Annotated in this window: 14 protein-coding genes; 3 read left to right on the top strand and 11 right to left on the bottom strand. The window is 65.1% G+C overall.

Annotated features, from left to right (window positions below):
• The first annotated feature begins 96 nt into the window (after nucleotides 1-96).
• The gene (rsfS, locus tag SH602x_RS11095) at nucleotides 97-507 is read left to right on the top strand and encodes a ribosome silencing factor (RefSeq protein ID WP_479476849.1); all 411 of its coding nucleotides are present in this window, start codon (nucleotides 97-99) and stop codon (nucleotides 505-507) included.
• 77 nt (nucleotides 508-584) lie between these two features.
• Here the strand turns inward: rsfS and SH602x_RS11090 are convergent, their stop codons facing one another.
• Nucleotides 585-1,328, bottom strand: a complete 744-nt coding sequence (locus SH602x_RS11090; RefSeq protein ID WP_479476848.1) for a hypothetical protein — start codon at nucleotides 1,326-1,328, stop codon at nucleotides 585-587.
• Between the two features lie 172 nt (nucleotides 1,329-1,500).
• On the opposite strand from SH602x_RS11090, the gene argS reads away from it, so the two are divergent.
• Nucleotides 1,501-3,501 carry an arginine--tRNA ligase gene (argS, locus tag SH602x_RS11085; protein WP_479476847.1) on the top strand — a complete coding sequence of 667 codons (2,001 nt, stop codon included), beginning with the start codon at nucleotides 1,501-1,503 and terminating at the stop codon, nucleotides 3,499-3,501.
• 152 nt (nucleotides 3,502-3,653) lie between these two features.
• On the opposite strand, the gene SH602x_RS11080 is transcribed toward argS, so the two are convergent.
• The 6 genes from SH602x_RS11080 to fhcD all read right to left on the bottom strand — a co-directional run bounded on the left by SH602x_RS11080 (nucleotide 3,654) and on the right by fhcD (nucleotide 9,461).
• Nucleotides 3,654-4,682: a PIN/TRAM domain-containing protein gene (locus SH602x_RS11080; protein ID WP_479468383.1), complete on the bottom strand. Its 1,029-nt coding sequence runs from the start codon at nucleotides 4,680-4,682 to the stop codon at nucleotides 3,654-3,656.
• Nucleotides 4,683-4,964: 282 nt separating this feature from the next.
• Nucleotides 4,965-5,201 (bottom strand): hypothetical protein, encoded by a 237-nt coding sequence (locus SH602x_RS11075; protein WP_479468384.1) that lies wholly within the window; start codon nucleotides 5,199-5,201, stop codon nucleotides 4,965-4,967.
• A gap of 181 nt (nucleotides 5,202-5,382) precedes the next feature.
• The gene (proC, locus tag SH602x_RS11070; RefSeq protein ID WP_479476846.1) at nucleotides 5,383-6,189 is read right to left on the bottom strand and encodes a pyrroline-5-carboxylate reductase; all 807 of its coding nucleotides are present in this window, start codon (nucleotides 6,187-6,189) and stop codon (nucleotides 5,383-5,385) included.
• Nucleotides 6,190-6,309: 120 nt separating this feature from the next.
• Nucleotides 6,310-7,389, bottom strand: coding sequence for a GDP-mannose 4,6-dehydratase (gmd, locus tag SH602x_RS11065; RefSeq protein WP_479468386.1), 1,080 nt, complete (start codon nucleotides 7,387-7,389; stop codon nucleotides 6,310-6,312).
• Nucleotides 7,386-8,381 (bottom strand): GDP-L-fucose synthase family protein, encoded by a 996-nt coding sequence (locus tag SH602x_RS11060; RefSeq protein ID WP_479476845.1) that lies wholly within the window; start codon nucleotides 8,379-8,381, stop codon nucleotides 7,386-7,388. The genes gmd and SH602x_RS11060 overlap by 4 nt, the downstream gene beginning before the upstream one ends.
• Before the next feature lie 177 nt (nucleotides 8,382-8,558).
• Nucleotides 8,559-9,461, bottom strand: a complete 903-nt coding sequence (gene fhcD, locus SH602x_RS11055; protein ID WP_479476844.1) for a formylmethanofuran--tetrahydromethanopterin N-formyltransferase — start codon at nucleotides 9,459-9,461, stop codon at nucleotides 8,559-8,561.
• Nucleotides 9,462-9,585: 124 nt separating this feature from the next.
• On the opposite strand from fhcD, the gene SH602x_RS11050 reads away from it, so the two are divergent.
• Nucleotides 9,586-12,054, top strand: a complete 2,469-nt coding sequence (locus tag SH602x_RS11050) for a transglutaminase TgpA family protein (RefSeq protein WP_479476843.1) — start codon at nucleotides 9,586-9,588, stop codon at nucleotides 12,052-12,054.
• Nucleotides 12,055-12,296: 242 nt separating this feature from the next.
• Here SH602x_RS11050 and SH602x_RS11045 read toward each other — a convergent pair whose 3' ends face one another.
• The 4 genes from SH602x_RS11045 to SH602x_RS11030 form a co-directional block, all read right to left on the bottom strand.
• Nucleotides 12,297-18,182 carry a hypothetical protein gene (locus tag SH602x_RS11045; protein WP_479476842.1) on the bottom strand — a complete coding sequence of 1,962 codons (5,886 nt, stop codon included), beginning with the start codon at nucleotides 18,180-18,182 and terminating at the stop codon, nucleotides 12,297-12,299.
• A gap of 285 nt (nucleotides 18,183-18,467) precedes the next feature.
• A complete protein-coding gene (locus SH602x_RS11040) occupies nucleotides 18,468-19,634 on the bottom strand; it encodes a type IV pilus modification PilV family protein (protein ID WP_479476841.1) in 1,167 nt (388 codons plus the stop codon).
• Nucleotides 19,635-19,654: 20 nt separating this feature from the next.
• Nucleotides 19,655-20,830 carry a prepilin-type N-terminal cleavage/methylation domain-containing protein gene (locus SH602x_RS11035; protein WP_479476840.1) on the bottom strand — a complete coding sequence of 392 codons (1,176 nt, stop codon included), beginning with the start codon at nucleotides 20,828-20,830 and terminating at the stop codon, nucleotides 19,655-19,657.
• Nucleotides 20,831-20,883: 53 nt separating this feature from the next.
• The gene (locus SH602x_RS11030) at nucleotides 20,884-22,167 is read right to left on the bottom strand and encodes a type II secretion system protein (protein WP_479476839.1); all 1,284 of its coding nucleotides are present in this window, start codon (nucleotides 22,165-22,167) and stop codon (nucleotides 20,884-20,886) included.
• Nucleotides 22,168-22,245 lie beyond the last annotated feature (78 nt).

Here is a 22,245-nt window from a genome sequence, read left to right as displayed (position 1 = left end):
GTCGTCCGGGCGGAACCTGGCGCCTCCCGCCGGTCTCCAAAGAGAGGATAATGTTCTCTGGAGACACGCTCTTTCCCGCCGGATACGGCACTCGAAATGGAACAGGTCGCTTTGCGAACCCCCGCTCAACGTCAAACGAGCTACAGCAGTCTGGACCGGGCTCTCGCTGCGGCGCGCACTGCCGGGGAACTTCGCGGGTCCGACATTCTTCTCCTCGACATGCGTCCTCTGACGGACCTGTTCGACTATCTCGTCATCGCGACGGGAAATAGCCGGCGACAGGTCGTCGCGATGAGCGAGGAAATCGACCGGAAGCTCGAAGAGGACATGGGCGACACGCGCCTGAACGTGGCCGGCAAGCAGGAAGGACGCTGGATCGTCCTCGACTACGGCGACGTCGTGATTCACCTCTTCGACGAAGAGACGCGGATGTTCTACAGCCTCGAGAATCTCTGGGCCGACGCCAAACGCGTCGATCTGACCCAGACGCTCGCCGGGCTGAAGTAGCGACGCCGCTGCGTCCTGAAATCACCGAAAACCCGCTCGATCGCTGCCCGGCAGCTCGAGCGGGTTTTTTCGTGAGCTCAGACGGGCTTATTCTTCTCGACCAGTCGATCCTCCGCCGCCGATAGCCAGCGTCCCTTGGCGGCGGCCAGTTCCTGCGACTGGCCCCAGAGGTAGAAGACGATCCCCGCCAGGATGCCCACCAGCGTCGCCGAGAGCACGGCGAACGAACTGGTCGTGAAGGCGGAGTTCTCCGCCGCGGCCTGCGTCGTCAGCACCAGTCCCACCACGCTGATCGCCAGCCCGAGCGTGTCCGACAGGATCTCCGTCAGGCTGAAGCTCATGCGCGTCAGAACGACCAGTTTCCCGAGTACGAGCTGCAACGCGTACGAAACGACGCCCGTCGCCATCGCCGCGAACGCGAGCCAGTAGAACCACGAAAACGCCATCCGCTCGGCCAACGCATAGATCGGTTGCAGGATTCCGGCGCTGATCTGCTTCGCGGTCTCGTTTTCGTCCACCTGCTTCGCGACGGCGTCGACCTGCTTCTCCGCGTCGTCGAGTGCGCCCTCCACCCGATCGTTCACCGCCGGGGCGGGTTCCGCCGGCTCGACCGCGACGGGCTCAGACGCGTCGGACGGAGTCGTCGCTTCGGGAACCTCGGCGTTTTCCGGCGTATCGACCGCCTGCGGAGATTCGTCCGGCTTCTGTGCGGACGCGATCGCCTCGATCGCGAGCATTCCCGCCTGACCGGTCATCGAGAGCGAAGCGCCCAGGCAAGCGATCCCCAGAACGAGCCAGAAGGCGAACGGATGGAACTTCATCGCAGTTTTCCGCTTCTCTTGAATGAGCCCGCAACCGTTCGCGACTGCGAGCGAAGGAGACTCTCTATCTACTGTACGCGAACCGGCGGCGATGCGAGTCTCCCCTCGCGGCGCCTGTCGTCATCGACTATGCGGCGTAGAATACGCCCTTTCCGCGCCTTGGTCCGACGAAATGACGACGCCGATGAGCCTGCTGGAGACGCTTCGCGACCGCTTCGCCGCCGCGCTCGCCCGTCTGGCGCCTGCCGAGGATCTGCCGGCGCTGCTCGACATGATTCGCCCTGCGCAAAACGCGCAGTTCGGCGACTACCAGGCGAACTGTGCGCTGGTCCTGGGCAACAAGACGAAGCGTCCTCCTCGCGAGATCGCGCAGGAACTGGTCGCCGCCGTCGAACTTGGCGACCTGTGCGAGACGCCCGAGATCGCCGGCCCCGGCTTCGTCAATCTGCGGCTGAAATCTGAAGCTCTCGCGCAGCGACTGTCGGCCATGCAGGCCGACGAACGGCTGGGCGTCGAACCGGTCGCTCAGCCGAAGACCGTCGTCGTCGACTACTCGTCGCCGAACGTCGCCAAGCCGATGCACGTCGGCCACATTCGCTCGACCGTCATCGGCGACGCCATCTCGCGGATGCTGCGGTTCCAAGGGCACCGCGTCGTGACCGACAACCATCTCGGCGACTGGGGCACCCAGTTCGGGATGATCCTGTACGGGTGGAAGCATTTCCGTAACGACGAAGCCTACGCGAAGCAGCCGGTGCAGGAACTGTCGCGCCTCTACAAACTCGTCAGCAAGCTGGTCGGCTATCGCGAAGCCGTCGATCGCGAACTGCCGGAGAAAGAACGCGAAGTCGCGCGTCGCCAGGAAGCTCTTGCCGTCGCGACCGCGGAAGTCGCGAGTCCGAGCGACGAAAAGGAAAAGAAGAAGGCGCAGAAGAACGTCGACAAGGCGAAGCGTCAGCTTGACGAGGCGAGCGCCGATCTGGCCGAGGTCGCAAAGAAGATCGCCGATATCGAGAGCGACGCGACGCTGTCGAAGCTCGCTGCCGAGCATCCGCGGATCGATCAGGCCGTTCTCGAAGAAACGAGCAAGCTGCACGAAGGCGACGCGGAGAACCTCGCGCTCTGGCATCAGTTTCTGCCGCACTGCCGCGACGAAATCCGCCGCGTTTACGATCGGCTGGGCGTCTCCTTCGACCACGAGTACGGCGAAAGCTTCTATCACGATCGCCTGGCAGGAGTGGTCGAGTCGCTCAGTCAGAAGGGTCTCGCCCGACCGAGTCAGGGGGCGACGTGCGTCTTCCTTGACGAGTTCGAGACTCCGATGATCGTCCGCAAGCAGGACGGGGCGTTCCTGTACGCGACGACCGACCTGGCGACGATCGCGTTCCGCGAGGAGACGTGGCGACCCGACGAGATCCTGTACGTCGTCGACCACCGGCAGAGCGAGCACTTCGACAAGCTCTTCGCGGTCGCGAAGGCCTGGGGCTACGACCGCCCGCGATACGTCCACGTCAAGTTCGGCACCGTGCTGGGCAAGGACGGCAAACCCTACAAGACGCGATCGGGCACGGCGGAAGGTCTGGAAGGCTTGCTCGACGAAGCGGTCGAACGGGCCTACGCCGTCGTCAAAGAGAACGACGACGCCAAGCCCAACGGTCCGGAGCTATCCGAAGACGAACGCCGGCAGGTCGCCTGGACCGTCGGCCATGCCGCGGTGAAGTACGCCGACCTGTCGCACAACCGGACCAGCGACTACGTCTACGACGCCGAGAAGATGGTCGCCTTTCAGGGGAACACGGCGACCTACCTGCAGTATTCCTACGCCCGCGTCGCGAGCATCTTCCGCAAGGGAGGTATTTCGCTCGAGACAGTCGCCGCGTCGAAGCCCGACCTGACGCAGCTCGCGGCGGAGGAGCGTCCCCTGGCGCTGGAACTGTTGCGGTTCGACGAAGCGATCGCCAGCGCAACGGCGGAGTACTATCCGAACTCGCTGGTCAACTATCTCTACGTGCTGGCCCAGACGTTCGCCCGGTTCTACGACGAGTGCCCGATCCTGCGATCCGACGTCGATTCCGCCGATCGCGAACGGCGTCTCGTCCTTGCCCTGCTGACCGCCCGCACGCTGAAGAAGGGCCTCGACCTGCTCGGGATTCAGGTCGTCGAACGGATGTAGGCGGGATTCTTGTAGGCAGGCGCCCCGCCTGCCACGAACCGTCAACCCGCTAAAGCGGCCACGAGGCGCCTGTCTTAAGAGAGGCGCCTCGCGCACGTGTCGAAGGGTAGACACAGAGGGCTCACACCCTCCGCTCGCCAAAGACCGTCGGCCTAATGCCGCTGCGAAGTGACGGGGCCGACGAAGCGGCCGAAGATCATCCGTCCGGCGCTGGTCTGAAGGACGCTCGTCACGGTCAGGCGGATGTTCTCGCCGATTCGGTCGCGAGCGCCTTCGACGACGATCATCGTGCCGTCGTCGAGATAGCCCACGCCCTGGCTGATCTCCTCGCCCGGCTTGATGATGCGGACCTCGAACTCCTCGCCCGGCAGGAAGACGGGCTTCAGCGAGTTGGCGACGTCGTTGAGGTTCACGACAGCGACGTTCTGCAGTCGGGCGACCTTGTTCAGGTTGTAGTCGCCCGTCACGACCTTGCCGTCGAGCGCCTTGGCCAGCATGACCAGCTTCATGTCGACGGGCTGGCCCTCCATCTCCGGATGCTCGCGCTCGTAGATCTTCAATTCGACCTGCTTGTTCCCGCGCAGGCGATTGAGCACGTCGAGCCCCCGACGACCGCGAGCGCGGCGGAGCCGATCGTTCGAATCGGCGACCGACTGCAGTTCGTTCAGGATGAACCGGGGCATGATCAACTGGTTGTCGACGATGCCGGTCTCCACGATGTCGGCGATGCGCCCGTCGATGACGACGCTGGTGTCCAGGATATAGGGCTTGGCGCCCTTCAGATCCTTCTGGAACTCGACGTAGGGAATCAGGAAGCGGAAGTCGTCCTTCGTCTGCAACAGGATCGAGATGCAGATATAGACGAGCGACGTTCCCAGGATGAGCGTGACCGGACCGCGAATCTGGGTCCACTCCGACTCGGAGAACCACGGCGACACCGCCAGCGTGATGAGCGTCGTCATGCAGATGCCCATCAGCGTGCCGAAGTAGATGCCGCTGATCAGGTCGATCCGCTTGCGTCGGATCAGGACGTCGCCGATGACGATGACGACCGAAAGCCCCACGACCCCGATGAAGGTCATCAGGGGGCCCAGAGAGGGCAACGAATTGCTGCGAGCCAGCGTCACGCCCACGCCCGCCGAAACGAGCAGGAAGACGCCGCGCAGTATCCAGATCATCATGGATCCGGTCCTGTGCGAACGAGCAGCGGCCACGGAATGAAGGGCGATGAAGCGAGTAGGCCGCCGATGAACGTTACGTCGAACGTACGCACGAGCGGAACCTGAACAGAGGGTTCCGAACGCTGCGTTATTCGCGCAAGTTCCGAAGATAAAGGGGCATTCTACCGTCGAAAATGCCTCGACGCCTAGCGTCGAATCGACGAAGTCCGGGCAATCCGCCGAACCTCAGGCGGCAGAATCGCTTTCAGGATGCCCGAGCGGCACGGAACGCGGCAGAGCGGGCTACGTCCCGTACTCGTCGCTTCCGAACTGCTCTCCGGCCCACGTTTCGAGAGCGGAGAGCATTTCGTCGCGCTCCTGTCGGGAGGCCCAGACGGACTCGTCCGCTTCCAGGCGGATCTCGTACTGGCCTTCGCGAGTGCAATCTTCTTCGCCGCAGAAATGCGGCACGTCGCCCACCCACAGAACGCGGTAGAGCGGGACGTGCTTGTCATCCACGCGGCAAAAGATCTTCGGCATCCAAGCGGCTTTCAGCGGCTGACGGCGGCGATTCGGGCTCGATCATAGTTCGACCCCTACAGGCTGTCTACGACCGCCGTCCGGGCAGGAACAGCCTCCGGCAATCGCCCAGGCGCCTCGTCCACGGATCCCGGGTGCGGCGGGAAAGCCGCCGGTCGAAACGACGGCGAGTCGGCGAGCGTCATTTCGAACCGAGTTCGGCGCTGCGTCGGGCGGCGGCGGCGACGGCGGCGATGAGAGCGCCGCGGAAACCGCGATCCTCGAGCGTCGCGAGACCGGCGATCGTCGTTCCGCCCGGGCTGGCGACCTGGTCCTTCAGTTCACCGGGATGCTTGCCCGATTCCGACGCCAGCTTCGCGGCGCCGAACACGGTCTGCGTCGCCAGCGACAACGCCAGCGGGCGCGGCAGTCCGGCGAGAACGCCGCCGTCGGCGAGCGCTTCGATGGCGACGAACACGAACGCCGGACCCGACCCCGAAAGGCCGGTCACCGCGTCCATCTGCGACTCGCTCACTTCGTACGCCGTGCCGACCGCAGAGAGGGCCTCCTGCACGCGGCGACGTTCTTCGGCGCTCACTTCCGGCGTCGCGCAGAAAGCAGACGCGCCCGCCAGAACCAGTGCCGGAGTGTTCGGCATCACGCGGACGACTCTTCGATGTCCAAGTTCGCTCGACAGTCGTTCAAGCGACACGCCCGCCAGAATGGAAATCACCAGCGCGTCCGGCTTCAGTTTGCCGCGAAGCTCAGCCGCGACGGCGCCGAACGCCTGAGGTTTGACGCAGAGCCAGACCTGGTCCGCCTGCGAGGCGAGTTGTCCATTCGATTCGGTACGTTGCGCCGACGGGACGGCTTCGGCGAACGACGTCCACGCGGCGTCGTACGGCTCGGTCGCAAGCAGGTCCGTTCCCGACAGCATTCCCGCGCGCGAGAATCCGGACGCAAGCGCCCGCGCCATCTGCCCCCCGCCGACGAACCCGATTGCGGTCACGTTAGTTTCCTTTTCCCGGCGAGCGGAGGGTGTAAGCCCTCCGTGTCCCAGCCGCTCGTCGAAAAAGCACGGAGGGCTTACACCCTCCGCTCGCCAGACAGACGGTTCGCCGCGCGACGGTCAGACCCGCTCGTGCGTCAGGCCGGATTCGCAAAGCTTGACGTCGGCCTGCACCATCATGGCGACGAGTTCTTCGAACGTCACCCGGGGGGACCAGCCGAGGACGTTCTTCGCCTTCGTCGCGTCGCCCACGAGCAGGTCGACCTCCGCCGGTCGGAAGTAGCGCTTGTCGACCGCGACGAGCGTTCGTCCGTCGGCGCAGACGCCCCGCTCGCTCTCGCCCTGCCCTTCCCAGTTCAACGGCAGTCCGACTTCGGCGAACGCGAGCTCGCAGAATTCTCGAACCGAGTGGGTCTCGCCGGTAGCGATGACGAAGTCCTCGGCTTCCTTCGCCTGCATCATGGCCCACATGGCTTCGACGTAGTCGCCCGCGAAGCCCCAGTCGCGAAAGGCGTCGAGATTGCCAAGATAGAGCCGCTCCTGCTGGCCCCGCGCGATGCGTGCGGCTGCGAGCGTGATCTTCCGCGTGACGAAGGTGATCCCCCGCCGCGGCGACTCATGGTTGAACAGAATGCCGTTCGAAGCGAACAGGCCGTACGACTCGCGATAGTTCCGCACGATGTCGAAGGCGAAGGCCTTGGCGACGGCGTACGGGCTTCGCGGGTAGAACGGCGTCGTCTCCGTCTGCGGCGTTTCCCGCACCTTGCCGTACAGTTCCGACGACGAAGCCTGATAGAACTTCGCCTCGGGGCAGATATCCCGCATCGCATGCAGCAGTCGCAGCGTGCCGAGCCCGGTCACGTCCGCCGTGTACTCCGGCAGTTCGAAGCTCACCTTCACGTGCGACTGAGCGCCGAGGTTGTAGATCTCGTGCGGCTGCACTTCGCGCAGAACCGCCGACAAGGCCGAAGAATCGGACAGGTCGCCGTAGCGCAGCTTGAGCCGGACGTCGGGTTCGTGCGGATCCTGATACAGGTGATCGATGCGCCCCGTGTTGAACGACGACGACCGGCGGATGACGCCGAAGACTTCGTAGCCCTTCGCGAGCAGCAACTCGGTCAGGTACGAACCGTCCTGCCCGGTGATGCCCGTGACGAGCGCTCGTTTGCCGTTTCGCGGCGGGTAGTCGACTAGGGTCATCGCGAATCCGGACCGGAGGAAGCGAGCGGCGAGGGGCTGTCGGCGAAGTCGGTTCCGCCAGCGACGTTCTCGAGAAACCAGGCGTACGTTCGCGTCAGTCCTTCGCGCAGTCCGACGTTCGGTCGCCAGCCGAGGTCATGGATCTTCGTCACGTCGAGCAGTTTCCGCGGCGTGCCGTCCGGCTTCGATTCGTCGAACCGAAGTTCGGCGTCGGGATGGATCAGATCGCGCAGCGTTTCCGCCAGTTCGCGGATCGTGACGTCCTCGCCGACCCCGACGTTCACGAACGACGCGTCGAAGTCGCGATCGAGCAGGAACCAGCAGGCGTCGGCCAGATCGTCGACGTACAGGAACTCCCGCCTGGGACGACCGGTGCCCCAGATCGTGACGTGGTCCTCGCCGCGGACGCGAGCCTGATGAAACTTCAGCATCAGCGCCGGGATGACGTGCGACCGTTCGACGTCGAAGCGGTCGAAGGGGCCGTAAAGGTTCGTCGGCATGGCCGATCGAAAGTCGCGACCGTATTGCTGGCGGTAGGCGTCGCAGAGCTTGATGCCCGCGATTTTGGCGATGGCGTACGGTTCGTTCGTCGGTTCGAGCGGCCCGGTCAGGAGGTACTCCTCGCGCATCGGCTGCGGCGCTTCCCGCGGGTAGATGCACGAACTGCCGAGATAAAGCAGCTTCCGGACGTCCGCCTCATGCGCCGCCGCCAGGACGTTCGCATGAATCAGCAGGTTGTCGCGGAGGAAGTCGACCGGGTAGTTCGCGTTGGCCCAGATCCCGCCCACCGTTCCGGCAGCCAGCAGCACGTACTGGGGTCGGTTGTCGCTGAACCATCGCGCGACCGCGGTCGCGTCCCGCAGATCGAGTTCGTGCCGCGACGCCGTCAGCAGATTCGTGCAGCCGGCGGCCTGAAACCGGCGCACGCACGCCGATCCGACCAGACCGCGATGGCCGGCGACGAAAATGGGGGCGTCGTACGGGACCGACATGAAGGAGAGCGCGAGTTCGGCTCGCGGAGGACGCAGGTTCGGGCGGAGTAAGTCGAGCCCTTTAGCATACCTCCGCGCTTGCGGACGCGAACAAGAACGACGCCAAAGCGGTGCGGCCGCACAGACTCCCCTGCCCGCATCACGAGCGCATCCGTCGCGACCGGCGCGGCGAGAGCGTCAGCCGTCCAGCAATTCGGCAAGGCGGATGTGATGCTTCCCGAGTTTGCCGCCGTAATTCCCGGCGGAGATCCGCAGAATCGGTTCCTCGGCAGCCGCCTTCAAGGCGATCCGCATCGCTTCGCGAACGGCGGTTTCGTCGATGCCGTTCACGACCAGTTCATAGGCGCAGTTCGCCTCGGGATGCAGGCGACTTTCGACGCGTCCTCGCAGCGTCGGGCAGAAGGCGTCGGCGGTCGAGGCGACCAGGCCCTTGTACCGCGAACCGACTTTGCTGCCGCTGCGGGCGATGCCCCCCGGAAAGGGAGCGATCACGTTCGGCAGATCGCGGACCGCATCGACGGCCCGCTCCGCGGCAGCGAGAGCCGACGCCTCGTCGCGACCCTGGAAGATCAGGTTCCCCCCGGCGACGCCCGTCGCGAAGCCGGTCGCTTCCTCGACGAGAAACTCGCCGTCCATAACGGGGACGCGCCAGAAGCGGCGATCGCCCAGCTTCTTGCTCTTCTGAAACCCGTCGCCGAAGTATCGCAGCGACTTCCCGATCGAGAAACGCTTTCCGGCGGCGGCGCCCACGGACAAGTCGCCGAAGACGGCAGTCGTGGGACATGTCATCAGACACTGCCCGGTCCGGTTGACGACCGCTTTCGCCAGACGATCCGCGTTCATGCCGAAACAGAGCATCGCCGCGGCGGGCCTGCCGTCGGGAGACTCCTCGGCGGAGAGGCCCCGCTCGCGACCGACCTCGGCGTCGCAGGCGATCACCGAACAGGCGTAGCCGGCGAACGCTCGTTCGGCGTGGCCCAGCCAGCGCTCGTTCGTCGCGGTGACGACGATCCGGCACCAGGCCATTCCGAACGCCTCGGCGAACGTGTCGTCGATTTCGACGGAACCGAGATTGAGCACGATCGATTCGCCAGGGACGAGGAGCCGAGCGAAGGAGGTCTTCGTCGGGCGGCTCTCTTATAATGATCCGCGGCGAGGTTCGCGAGGAGCCGACTTCTCGACTCGCCTTCGGGAAAGGCCGGCGATGAAGCGTCCGAACGTCGAACCCTGGCTGCAAGCCAACATGGCCGCCCTCGTCGTCGCGGGCAGCGTCGCTCTCGATCTGGGCCAGCAGACGATCACCAAGAGCCTGGTCACCGTCGTCTGCGCGGTCGCCTCGCTCGTCCTGACCGACTGGCTCGGCATCTTCCGGCTGCATCGGGCGCTCGCCAATCTCGCGGCGCTCGTGGCGCTCAGCTACGGGATGTGGGAGTTCATCAGCCGGTATACCAGCGGCCTCGATCCGATCCGGCAACTCCTGTCGATCGCGAATCTCCTGATCTACCTGCAGATCATTCTGCTGTTTCAGAAGAAGGACGTCCGCAAATACTGGCTGCTCGCGGTTCTGAGCCTGCTGGAGATCGTCGTCGCGTCGGCGCTGAACCTGGGCCCTGAATTCGGCGCGCTCCTCGTCGTCTATCTGATCCTGTCCGCGACCGGGATGGCCTTCTTCTTCGCCTACCGGGAGTCGCTACGACTGGCGGGCGAGGGAGAGGGTCTCGATGGCGAAGGGGCGCCTGCGTCAGCCTCGCGAAGAGCCGCCCGGGAATTCGCCGGGGGCGGAGCGTTCGCTCTGGCAGGCGACGGCGCGGCGCTCGTCCGTCGGGAGACCGTCGCGGACGTGCAGGCCCGGCTGATGAGCGTCCGCCTGCTGCGGCCGGCCTTCGCGATGGCGGCGACGAGCCTGGCGTTCGGCGCGCTCGTCTTCTTCAGCCTGCCGCGCATGGCCGGACAGTCCTGGCAGGGACGACACGCGGGCGAGAGCAAGTCGATCGGCTTCTCCGATCAGATCACCCTCGACGAGATGAGTTCCCTGCTGCACAGCGACGAGAAGGTGATGCGAATCGCGTTCTCCGATCCGCAGACCGGGGCTCCCTATCAGACCATCGGCGCGCCCTATATTCGCGGCGCCGTACTGACGAAGTACCTCGACGGGGTCGACGGCAAACCCTTCTGGACCACGCGCGAGCCCATCAATCCCCGCGAGGGCGAGCAGCTTCCCCTGCCGCCGATCGGAGCGGAGGTCGTCCGGCAGGACATCCTGCTGGAGCCGAGCGAGACCCGCACGCTCTTCAGCGTCTTCGACCCCTACCGACTCGACGAAGAGGACGAAAGGGTCAAGTATCTCGACCGGACGGGTTCGCTGCTTCGTCGGGGTCGGGACGACGACCGCGTCGAGGCGTTTCGGTACGTCCTCGGCGTCGGCGGTTTCGAACGGGGGCTGCACGACCCGATCCGTCCCATCCGCAGCGACGTCAGTTGGTCGTCCGGTTCGATGGCGATTCTGTCCATGCACCGCGAACGCAAGGAGTTGATCGCGCCCTTCGGCGATCGACAGGACGGATTCGAACGCTTTCCGCGACTGGTCGAGAAGGCCCGCGAGATCCTGCGGGAAGCGAACATGCAGGGGGGCCTCGCCGAGGAGAAGGCCCGCACGCTGTCGCTCCACTTTCTGCAGAGCGGCGAATATACGTACACGACCGACTTCTCCGAAGTCCGGCGCGACCCGACCCTCGATCCGATCGAGGACTTTCTCGTCAATCACAAGAGCGGTCACTGCGAGTACTTCGCCGGCGCGCTCTGCCTGATGCTTCGCAGCCAGGGCATCCCCGCGCGAATCGTCGTCGGCTATCGCCCGGAAGAGTTCAACCCGCTGGGCAACTACTTCCAGGTGCGCCAGCGCGACGCCCACGCCTGGGTCGAGGCGCAGCTTTGGCCCCACGAGATCACGTCGGAAGATCGTCCGGTCGACCGCACGATCATCGGGGCCTACTTGCGCCTCGATCCCACTCCCTTGACGTCGGACGCCTCGACGACGGCGACGAGCGACTGGATCGACCGCGGACTGCAGTTCTTCGACTACGCCCAACTGCTCTGGACCGACTACGTCATCTCGATGAACTCGGAAACGCAGCGGGAGCAACTCTTCGATCCTTTGAGCGAGAACGCCTCCGAAGCGGTCGACCAGTGGGGCATCGCCGCGCGCATCCGGGCGGGAATCGACTTCGTCGTCCGCTCCGGCCCGGCGATCGTCCCGGTCGGAGCCCTCGTCATCGGGATCGGCGGAGCGCTCTTCTACCTCTATCGTCGTCGACGCCCTGATGCGGACGGCAGGCGTCGCAAGGCGGCCCGTCTGCCCGACTTCGACCCGTCAGCCCGGGCGCGTCCGCTCGGCAAGTTCTTCGCGGCGCTCTCCGATCTGCTGGAAACGGTGGCCGACGAGCGTCAGACGGGCGAAACGGTGGCCGAATGGATCGACCGGGCGCAGCGAGTCTGGCGCGAGACCCCCGGCTTGCCGCAGGAGGAGCCGGCGTTCGGCGAGTCGCTGGCTCTCTATCACGAGCGTCGCTTCGGCGCCCGCGTGATCGACGAAAGTCGGGCCTCCGACCTGCGCACGCGCCTGGTTCAGGCGCGCGAGACCTGGCTCCGCCAGATCGCCGCGAAGCCCGCATAGCGATCGACTCTCCATGCGGCCTTCTGAGCGGGGGGTGTCAGCCCCCCGAGCTTTCCTCGCGAAGCGCCCTTCGCCTGACGCGGTTCGTTTTCTTCGGCGAGCGGAGGGTGTCAGCCCTCCGTGCTTTGATCGCGACGCGCCGTCGCCATCGAGCTTTCGCGCCTGCTGTACGTTCTGACGGAATTTCGCGTTCCGAACTCGGGGGGTTGATACCCCCCGCTCAGAAACGTTTGGAATCTTCCTTAGTCGAGATAGCGCCGTAGCAGGATCGTCTTCTCGACGTTGTGATCGTTGCCCGGCTCGAAGGCGGCGGGAACCGACCGGTCGATGATGTAGAACCCGCGATGCCGACGGTTGCGCCCCGTATCCGCGCCGATCTCCTGCCCCAGCCAGACCCCGTCCGGCAGCGACTGCCCGGCATAGGTCGCAGCGAGCGCCGGATTCCGCGTGACCGGGGAGGTCTTATGAGCCTCGAAGTACCCGACCGTGACCCAGACGGCATAGACGTTCGACTGCGTCGACGTCAGGTTCGGCAGCCGCGCGAGTTGCTCGTACCGGAACGCCGGATTCTTGTCCGTGTGCTGGAACTGCTCTCCATGCCGAGGTCCGGCGAACAACGGTTGCGGCGGAGTGACGGGGGCCGCGGCGAACTCGTCGCTTCGGAGCAACGTCGCGTTGACGTCGAACTGCCGCAGCCGCTCGGGATCGGCTCCCGGAAGTAGCGGCGCAAGATCCGCCTTCCCGGCGCTACGGTAGGGCTTGGCGATCCGGGTCGGATAGTGCCAGGTCGGTCGCGACGGATCGAATCCTCGACGCGTAATCGCGAACTCGCCCGGGTCACCAGGATCCGTCGGTCGGAATTGGCGACTGTTCGGCGTGAGGGATCCGTGGCTGTAGTTGAACGAATCCCACAGCACGTGCGGCATCGTGTTGAGGTTCACTCTGCCCGGATCTCGGAATCGCGAGAGTTCGCTGTTCCCGGCTCGCAGGAATCCGGGAGCCAGATTCATGTTGCCCGTGCTGAAGAACTCCTGCGATCCCGCGAAAGGCGACGGCGTTTCGACGTAGTCGAACAACCGGGCCATCTGCGGCGACTGCGCCGTCACGGTCGGACTTCGCCGGTTCAGCGGCCGATGGAAGAAGTTCCAGAGGTGCGGATAGTAGCCGCCGAGGTTATCCACGCTTTCCGGCGCCGTGGCTCCCGGCACGTAAGGATTCAGCGCCGGATTGGACGAGCCGACGTCCCGCGCCCAGTCCTCGAACCAGGTCGCTTGAGAACTGTGCGGAATGGCCAGCAGTTCGTACGGCGACGCGAACGGACGATCCGCCCAGTTGAGCCAGGGGAACGTTCGCTGAGTGCCTCCGCTCACCGGCGGGGCGCCGAGGTAGTTGGCATGGGGAGGCGGCGTGTAATCCGTCAGGGCCGGATCGGAATCCATCCCCATCGTGACGTTCAGGTACCCGAGCGTGTGAAGCAGGTTGTGGCGGAACTGCACCTCGGGAGTGGCCATGCCGGCCGACATTCCCGCCGCCGTGTCGGGCGTCGGTTCGGTCGTCCGCAACACGTCGAAGTCATGTCGCCAGAGGTTGAAATGACCGTCGTTCAGCGCGGTCACCGCTTCGTTATAGGTGCCGTGACTGTCAGCCGTGCGATTCCGTTCGATCCCGCGCTCCCGGGACATGAACATAAACGCCTCGAACGAGAAGACGTCCGGCATGCCGTCGTAGTCGACGTCATGCGGATCCCATTCCTGGGGGCCCATCGACGGCGGATTCCAGGTCGTCGGATGGTGGTCGTCGCCGTTGTAGACGCTGATATCCACCGGAGCGAAATCGACGGTGATGTAGGGATTCCGCGTGGCGTGAAAGTCTTCCAGGGGATTCGCGAGACGCTGAAGATAGACCGTCCGCCAGTTCTCCTTCGTCTGCGTCGGAGTTCGGGACGCAGCGCTCGCGAGATCCTCCAACGGCATTCCCGCTACCGAATCGAACGGCACGTCCGGCAGCGTAGCCGCGGATCCGTCGCCCGGCGCGTAGCCGTCGTCGAATCCGATGCCCGTCGGATCTTCCGTCGGCGGCAGGTAATAGTTCGGCGCCGTTGGAAGCGGTTCGGAAATGTTGAGGCCGATGTACGGAGTGGGCCAACTCGCGGCCGGCGGATCGGCAGCGCAGATCATCGCCAGCGGCTGCACGATCTTCGCAACGCCAGTCGCGTTCGGATGCAGATAGACGTTCGGTAAATTGTGGAAGTTGTCGTACGAGAAGAACTGATTCCCCACGACTTCCAGCTTCGCGACCTGGATGTTCATTCCGTCGACGTACACCGGCGGCGTCGCATCGTTGTCGTCGTCGATCAGCGACAGGTACGTCTTTTCGCGAGGCGCAATGACCGTGTACTGTCCGGGCGCCACCTTCGTCGTTCCCGCGCGGTAATAGAACGTGTTGTCCCGCGTCGCCGGGTTGCCGGGCATTACGGGAAAACTGTTCGTGAAATGGACGAAGCGTTCCAGAACCACCGGTTCCGCCGGAGCGACGGGAGGCGTATTCGGATCGCGCATGCTCTCGCTCAACGTCAACTGATTCAGATCCAGCGGATCGAACGACGTCGGATTGAACCGTTGCCCGCCCGTCGCACGCAGTTCCCGCGCACGGAAGAAGGCGCTCTTCGCCTGGTCCGCCGCGTTCGCGACGTCGTGGGTCTCCGAAATCGCGACTCGCCAGACCGGATCGTTCCGGTTGGGCGTGACCTTGCTCAGAACCAGTTGCCCGTCCGTGCGATCGTACAATTCCGCCGGCACGTTGGCGTCGTTCGCGGCGCGGGGTCCGACCGCGTACAACTCCAGGAACAACGATCCCTGGGGAATGCGGTGCTGGTCCAGATCCGTGTCGCCCGCCGCACGCTTCTGCTGACTGCCGTCGTCGAGCGCCGAGTCGACGACCCGGCGATTGTGCAGCGCCAGCGTTTCCGAAATCAGCAGGTGCGGCGCCTCGACGCCCCACACGAGCCGCCGCTGACCCGCCGGCGCCGGCGGAACGGGAGTCATCGGATCGCCGTCGATATCGGCCTGCCATCCGTCGTACGGATTCACGTCGTACTCGAACGGCGTGCAGATCACGTCCGGGTCGCGGTAGTCGACGACGTTGATCGCCCACTGCGCGAGCCGTCGCTTGAACAACTCGTCCATCTGCGCCGGCGTCAGGTCGGGATCGTAGTCGGCGTTGTCGAACATCCCCTGCGGACCGAAGCCGTTCGTCCCGTTCGGGTCGTAGTCCATCAGGAGCAACGCCGTGCAGTACAGATGCCGGGCGTAAATTTGACGGGCGACCGCGTTCGACGAGCCGGTGGCCGCGAACTGCGGATCGGCGCCGAGGTGATCGAACTGCTGGTTGTACGTCGCGAGCTGGCCCAGGCCGTAGGCGCTCGTCCACGCCTGGTTCGGGAAGACCGTCTCCGGAACGTTCACTTCGTCCGGTTCGTCCACGATGCCGTCGTTGTCGTCGTCGAACCCGTTCTGCCACCGGCGATTCAGGTCCATCTTCATGCCGTGCCACGACTCCCACGGCATCATCTTGCGAACTTCGTTATCGACCCAGGCGCGATGGGCCACGTCCGCCGGATCCCAGTTAGGGGTCGCGTGATTCGTCCCGTTGAAAGGAGCGCCAGTCAGCGAGTTCGCGTTCGCGATCAGCTTCTGCGAATAAAGGTGATACAGCGACCACTTCTTCGGGCTGCCCAGTTGCGGCGCCGTGCCCGTCACCGTGGCGTCCGAGACGCGACGTTCCGAAGGCACCGCGGAGGGCGCCGCCGGGATATGCGACGAGAGGGTCGTGACCGCGCGACGGCGAGCCAGCGCGGCGGCCACGTCGGGATCGTTGAACGCCGGATCGACCGCCTGCGCCAGACGATTGGGCAGGTAGGCCGCGTCGGAATCGTTCCAGCGCAGGATTCGTTCCAGTTCCGCCAGCGTGTAGGGAGCGTCCGGACTCAGGTAGCCCAGCGTCGCGTCCACCGCCCCGGCGTGCGCGGAATACAAGTCGATCTCGTACGGATCGTCCGAGCCTTCGGTCGGTCCGGCAGGACTCGCGACCGCCGTGAACGGCGGAGCCGGCGCCGACATGTGCGTCCGCAATTGCGCCGTCAGGCCGATGTTGTCATTGTAGGGGTGCCCCAGATAGTCCAGGCCGATCGCCTGCGTCCCCCACGCGTCCGGCGGAGTGCCCCATTCCGAAATCGTCGTGGCGTTATAGACGCCGGGGGGCAGCGTCGGGCTGCGCAGGCGGCTGATCAGGTCGTTCACGCCCGGACGGCCCGGACGTTCGTCCACGCCGAGGTAGCCGTACCGACCCGCGAGCATCTGGCCGACCTGCGCGTTGGTGAACAACGGAGCGTTGTACGACGCGGAAGGAGCGCCGAATCCGGTCGCCGGAAACGCGATCTCCGCCGGTCCGTAACCCATGCCCCGCGGTCGGTTGCCGCCGCCTGTACCCGCGAGCGGACCAGTGATATTCGACTGCTGGGCGGCGGCGAAATCGGGATGCAGATGGGCGTTGACGTTCGCCAGTCCATCCAGGTCGCGAATGAGAAACGCGACGAGCGGCTTGTAAAGCTTGCCGTCCTCCATCCGCTGCACCGGCAGACCGATATCGATCCAGATGCTGTCCGTCAGTCCGTCGCCGTCGTTGTCGACGTCCCACTGATCGACGATGCCGTTGCCGTTCAGGTCGCTCAGCGCGTCGACGAGAGGAGTCGGGGAGTTCGGCGACATCGGAGGCCAGGTCGCCGACGGAGCGAGAGGCTCATCGGGTATTCCGTCTTCATTCGTATCATTCGAGCCCGTCAGCAACGGCAACGGCTGCGTAATGTCGACCATCGCCCAGTCCGCGTTGCTGCCCGAGAACTCCGGATGGTCGGTAGGAAGCGGACGCAGACAGATCGCACGGTAGAAGTCGTTTCGGTATCGCGCGAACGTCGTATTGGACGCGTTCTGGTACCAAGGGTATTTCGTGTTGTCGTTGGGGTCCTGAAAGTGACGCCAGTAGTTGATCAGTTCGGGACGCCAAAACGACGGGACGATCTGATCCGCCCTCAGGGCACGCGGCGGCACCGAGGCGAGAAACATGTTCTGGTAATCGACCGCGTCGTAATCTTCGTTCAGACCGCCGGAGGCGATGTCATAGCCAGGCACGCTCGTTCCCAGGAACTGATAATTAGGAAGCAGCGCCGCGGGCAAGCCGTAGGGAGTGCCGCCGCTCCACTCGCTCACGTACGGCACTTCCTGAGAAATGTTGTATCCCCACAGCCCGGTGCCGTTCGGCGGCGTGCTCGTATCCGGATCCGGGACGGGGCCGTAGCCCGCGCCGTAGCCGGAGAACGGACGCTCGTTCACGACGAACGAGACCTGACCTCCTGACACGATGGCCGCCGACAGCGTCGCGGCGTCCGGAAGCGTATCCGTCTCGTCCGGATTGGATCGGGCGACCGTGAACCGCCCGACGAAACAATCCGGCGCCGCGGAGCTCGTCGGCGGAACGTACTCGAGAATCCGCACGCTCACGTTCTTGCGCACCGGCCCCCCGGTGAACGTCAGAATGCAGCCCGTGTAGTCTCCCGCGGTCGTGTTCGTGAACAGATTCAGGTATCCGCTCGGGTCGACCGAGGTGGGCACGACCCTCCGAAACTCGAACGTCACGAACGACGGAGCGCTGCCCGGGTTGAATCGCAACGGCTCGGCCGCAGGCGCGGCGACGAACACGCCGCGGGGATTAGCCAGCGTGTCGACTACCGGCGTCACGCCCAGGACGCCCCGCCAGCTTCCGCCGTACAGGTCGATCATCAGTCCGTGACCGTCGACGACGCTCGCCCCCGTGCCGCTGCCGACGAGGACGTTCTTGATCGCCAGGTCGGTGATCTTATGCGCGGGATCGCCGACGCGATCGACGCGAGCCTGCACGCGGGCCGACTGACGGTACTGACCCGTGATCACGATCAGCGTGACCAGCATCATCAGAAACAGCGTCAGCAGACTCAGCGACATCAACAGGATGATGCCGCGCCGGGGCGCTCGCCGGCGGCGACGCAGCGTCGACCGGCGTTCGGCGAGAGGCTCGCCGTTAGATGCACGATTCACGATCGCATCTCGCGCGGGAACGCGTCGACGGTCGGTCGAAGCTCGAAGCGGAAGCGTCATTAGGAACCTCCTGCCGCGCGAGAGCGCGACCCGATCCTGCTCGAAAAGGAGCCGATCCGCCCCCCAAGATAATGGCGGGAAACGGTCGGCGATGATGTGCGTGTCGCTCGTACTGAGCGCTATCCGTGTCGCTCGCAATGAGCGCTGTAAGTCGCTGGCGACCTGTCTCTGTGGCCCGCGAGGGGCGCGATCGATCGAACGCGAGACGGACCTTCCGCGACGCGATCACTCCCACGTGCCGCCGGCGCCCAGCTTGATCGTCTTTTCGCTGACCGACGCGACGCCCGGCAGCCAGGTGACCTGCGTATCGTCGGGAAGATCGAGTCCGGGCCTGTCCACCCCCGGCCAGTCAGGGCCTGCGAGAGTCACGAACCGATAGAGCGGCTCGACGACCGGATCGTACGGAGCCGCTTCGATAACCTGATACCAGCGGTGATATGCGGCCTGCGTGACAACGCCGCTGCCGTTGACTTGAGCGGGATAGGTCAACATGACCCAGTCGCCCTTCGCGAGATTGAGCATCTCCGGATCGGCAGAGCAGTTGATCGCCACGTCGCCGCCGGAAACGCCGCTGCTGCGGAAGCCGTAGCCGCCCGACGCGTCTTCGTCGATGGACCCGATTCGCTCGCTCGTCTCGTACGTCCGCAGTCGCTGGTAGAAGACGATCGCGCTGAGGAGATAGTTGCCGCGCCCGGTGAAACTGGTGACGTTGTCGAGCGGCGTCAGCGTCGCCATGTACGAGTAGTCCCGCTGCGCCATACGACGGGTCTGATCGATCGGCGTATTGGTCGCGATGCTCGGAAACGTCTGGGTCGGCAGGTCCATCCGCGACTCGGGCCGCTCGAACAGCAGATCGTCCTCCGCCACGGCGCCCACTTCCGCGATTCCCTGGTCGGTCAGATTGTTGGGAGCCGCGGCATTGATCAGCGGAAACGGCGTCACCCGCTGCATACCGTAGCGAGCATTGATCACGTTGAACGGAAACTGAACACGCTGCGTATTGGGGAGGGTCCCGTCGATTCCCGTGATCCCCTGCGGATCGATGCAGATCGCAGGCGTCGCGGGAAGGTTGCTCGGCGCAGGCAAACCCGCCCAATCCTGCCACTCGGTCCTTCCAAGAACCCCGGTCGTAGGATCGATATAGGTCCCGTCCGCCCGGTACCAGCGCCACTGCCGGGGCTCGGTCCAGCGGCGGATCTGGAACTCTTCCACTGCGTTGCGGCTGAGGATGGCGGAGCGGTCGGCGATCTCGCCCTCGCGCAGCCGCATCGCGATCAGCGGAATCATGGCCATCACGCCGAACATGCCGATCGACAGCACGCCGGCGGCGATGAGCACTTCCAGAATCGTGATGCCCCGCCGCGACGAGCCGCCGCGACGACGGTAATTCATGAGGTTCATACGTGCGTGACTCATCCGCCCGCTCCCGCGCTCATTCGCGCCAGTTCCCGAGCGTTCAGCGCGCCGGCAGCCCGGCCGGTCGCCGAACCTGGCCCGATATTTTCGACCGTCAGCGTCGCCCCGCTCGACGGCTCGATCTTGACCCACAGCGAGTCAGGATCCATCACGTTCGAGAGGATCTCGGCGTTCGGATCGTTCCAGTTGCCGGCAAGGGTGAAGCTATCCTCGACCTGGTCCAGGCGACCGATCAGGAAGTAGATCGGCTCGGTCACGCGGAACGGCGTGAGGCTCAAGCGGGGAGGCGATGTACTAGTACGCACTGGCGCTTGGACGTTCCGCACCGCGCCGGAGGGTTCGAACAGGATCACGATCGGGTTGACCGCGTACTGCTGCGTATTGCCGCTGACCTGATTGAACTCGGAGAACTGCACGCCGCTCGCCCCGAAGCCGCTCCAGTCGAGATCGATCGCCGCGCTTCGGGGAAGCTCCAGCACGCTCGACGCGATCTTCACCGGCTGGCGATAGACGCGGAAGCTGTGCCCCAGCGTCATCGTTCCGGTAAACGTTCCGGTCTCCGCAGGCGGGACTTCCGGGCCCGTCGTCGGCGGAGGCGCCGTGGCCGAGCTGAACACGATGCGCACACGCGTCGCCGAGGGCGTCGCGATCGGCGGAATGATGTTCGTCGCGTTCAGGACTTGATACCGCGTCGCGGAACCGTCGAAGGCGATTTCGTCGCCCGGCATGATCATCCGCAGACTCGCGTAAGTCAGGATCGCCTCTTCCGCGCCGCCGGCGCCGGTGTTGGGAGTGATGTAAGCCCGCGATCCCGCGCGAAGTCGCGGATCGACCGCTTCCGGCGCGGGGAGCAGATCGCCGGTGTAGGGCGTCGGAACTTCGCAGTGGTACAGGCGGAAGGCCCGGCGGGGATTGCCGAACGAACCGTTGCCGTCCCGTTCGATGACGATGCCGAAGGGGCGTCCCGACCCGGCGGCCTGCGACCTGGCTTCGTCGATAAACGAGTTGATCTGCCGCGCCGCCTCGCGAACCGACTGTCCGCGCAGGTTGAGCTTCAGCGCCGGAATCGCGATCGCGACCAGCAGCGCGGCGATCGCGACGGCGACCAGCAGCTCGACGAGCGTGAAGGCTCGCCGGGCGGCTCGGGTTCGAAAGGGTCGGAATGCAAGCATGTCTCGTTATCCGTCTGCTCAAGCGCCATCCTGCGAAGGCATCGAGAGAGCGCTTAGGCGCTGGCGTCGCTCAGGTGGTTGGAGACGTTGTCCGTCGAAGGTCCGCGGTTGGCTGCGGCGCTTCCGCCGTAGTCGTATGCCTCGCCCAAGAGACGCCCGCTGATGTCCTTATAAGGATTGTTCGGAGGATCGGTCGGCGGACCGGGAAGGTTGTACGTGCTGTAGTTCACGGGCGGCGGGGTCGACGTCGTATCCTCGGGATCGATCAGCCCGAAGATGCCGTACTTGCCGTCGCGACCCGCGCTGACCACGAGGGGATGCAGCGGCGGTCCGCCGCCCCACGCTTCGAGCGGATCGAAGGGATCGACGAAATCGGTCGTCACCCGCACCGACTCGAAGCCGTTGCCGCCTGCGAGCGGGTCCGTCGTGCTGAGGCTCCCTACCAGCATGTCGGCGTTACCCTGGAATCGAACCGTCCAGGGCCCGCCGATCGGACCCTGCACTGCCGGGTTGCCAGGAGAGCTGTCGAGAATATTGGGTCCCAAGATCGCTCCGATCGCGGTTTCCACATCGCTCGGATCAGCGTCGAAATCAAGCTCCGCCGACTTCGCCGTGGGAGCGTTCGAGAAGAAGAGTTGGAACTTCCCGGCGTTCGGAGACCCGAGGATCGAAATCGTCTGCACCTCGTTTTGATTGTGCAGCGGCGAATCGAGGCCGGGGGCCCAGCGGATGAACTCGATCGGGTTGCCCCAGGGATCGAGGATCTCGGGCCGTCCGTCGCCGTCCTTGTCGCCGATCTCGGATGCCTTGAAGAAGCTGAGCCCGTTCTCGTCGCCCTTATAAGTCGCGGCGAGGATCACGTAGAGGCACTCTGCGCCCTGAAACTTGGCCGTCCAGGGAACGGTCGTATTGGTGACGTCCAGCGCCCGGCGATAGCCCGTCTGAAGAGACGGCGCCGAACCGAGCGCCACCGCGACGGGTGCGACCGTCGACGTCGGATAGTTCGCGGCTGCGACATCGCTGATCCGGTCCGGCATCTCGAAGCGAGCCGTCTCTCGCAGCGCATTCGTCCTGGCTCGCTCGTAGCCGAAACGGTCCTGGTTCTGCTCCGACGCACGACCGCTCATCGCGGCGACGCTGATCCGGCTAATCCGGATCGGCACCGCTCGCGAGGCGTAGTCGTCCCAGCGTTCCATCAACAGGGCTTCGATTCGCTGGACCTGCGCCCGGGCGCGGCTTTCGCGAGCGACCTCCTGCGCTTCCCACAGCCCCATCAGGGCGATGCTTGCCAGGAACGCCATCAGCCCGATCACGATCAGCAGTTCCGTCAGCGTCACGCCGCGACGCAGCAGAGCGCCGCCGCGCGTCGCCGATAACGCTGGGCCGCCGCTACGCGTCGCCGACGACGACGGGTC

The sequence above is a fragment of the Lignipirellula cremea genome (assembly GCF_056501455.1).
Note: the sequence above shows the minus strand (reverse complement) of the source record. Positions and strands in the feature narration are given on the sequence as shown.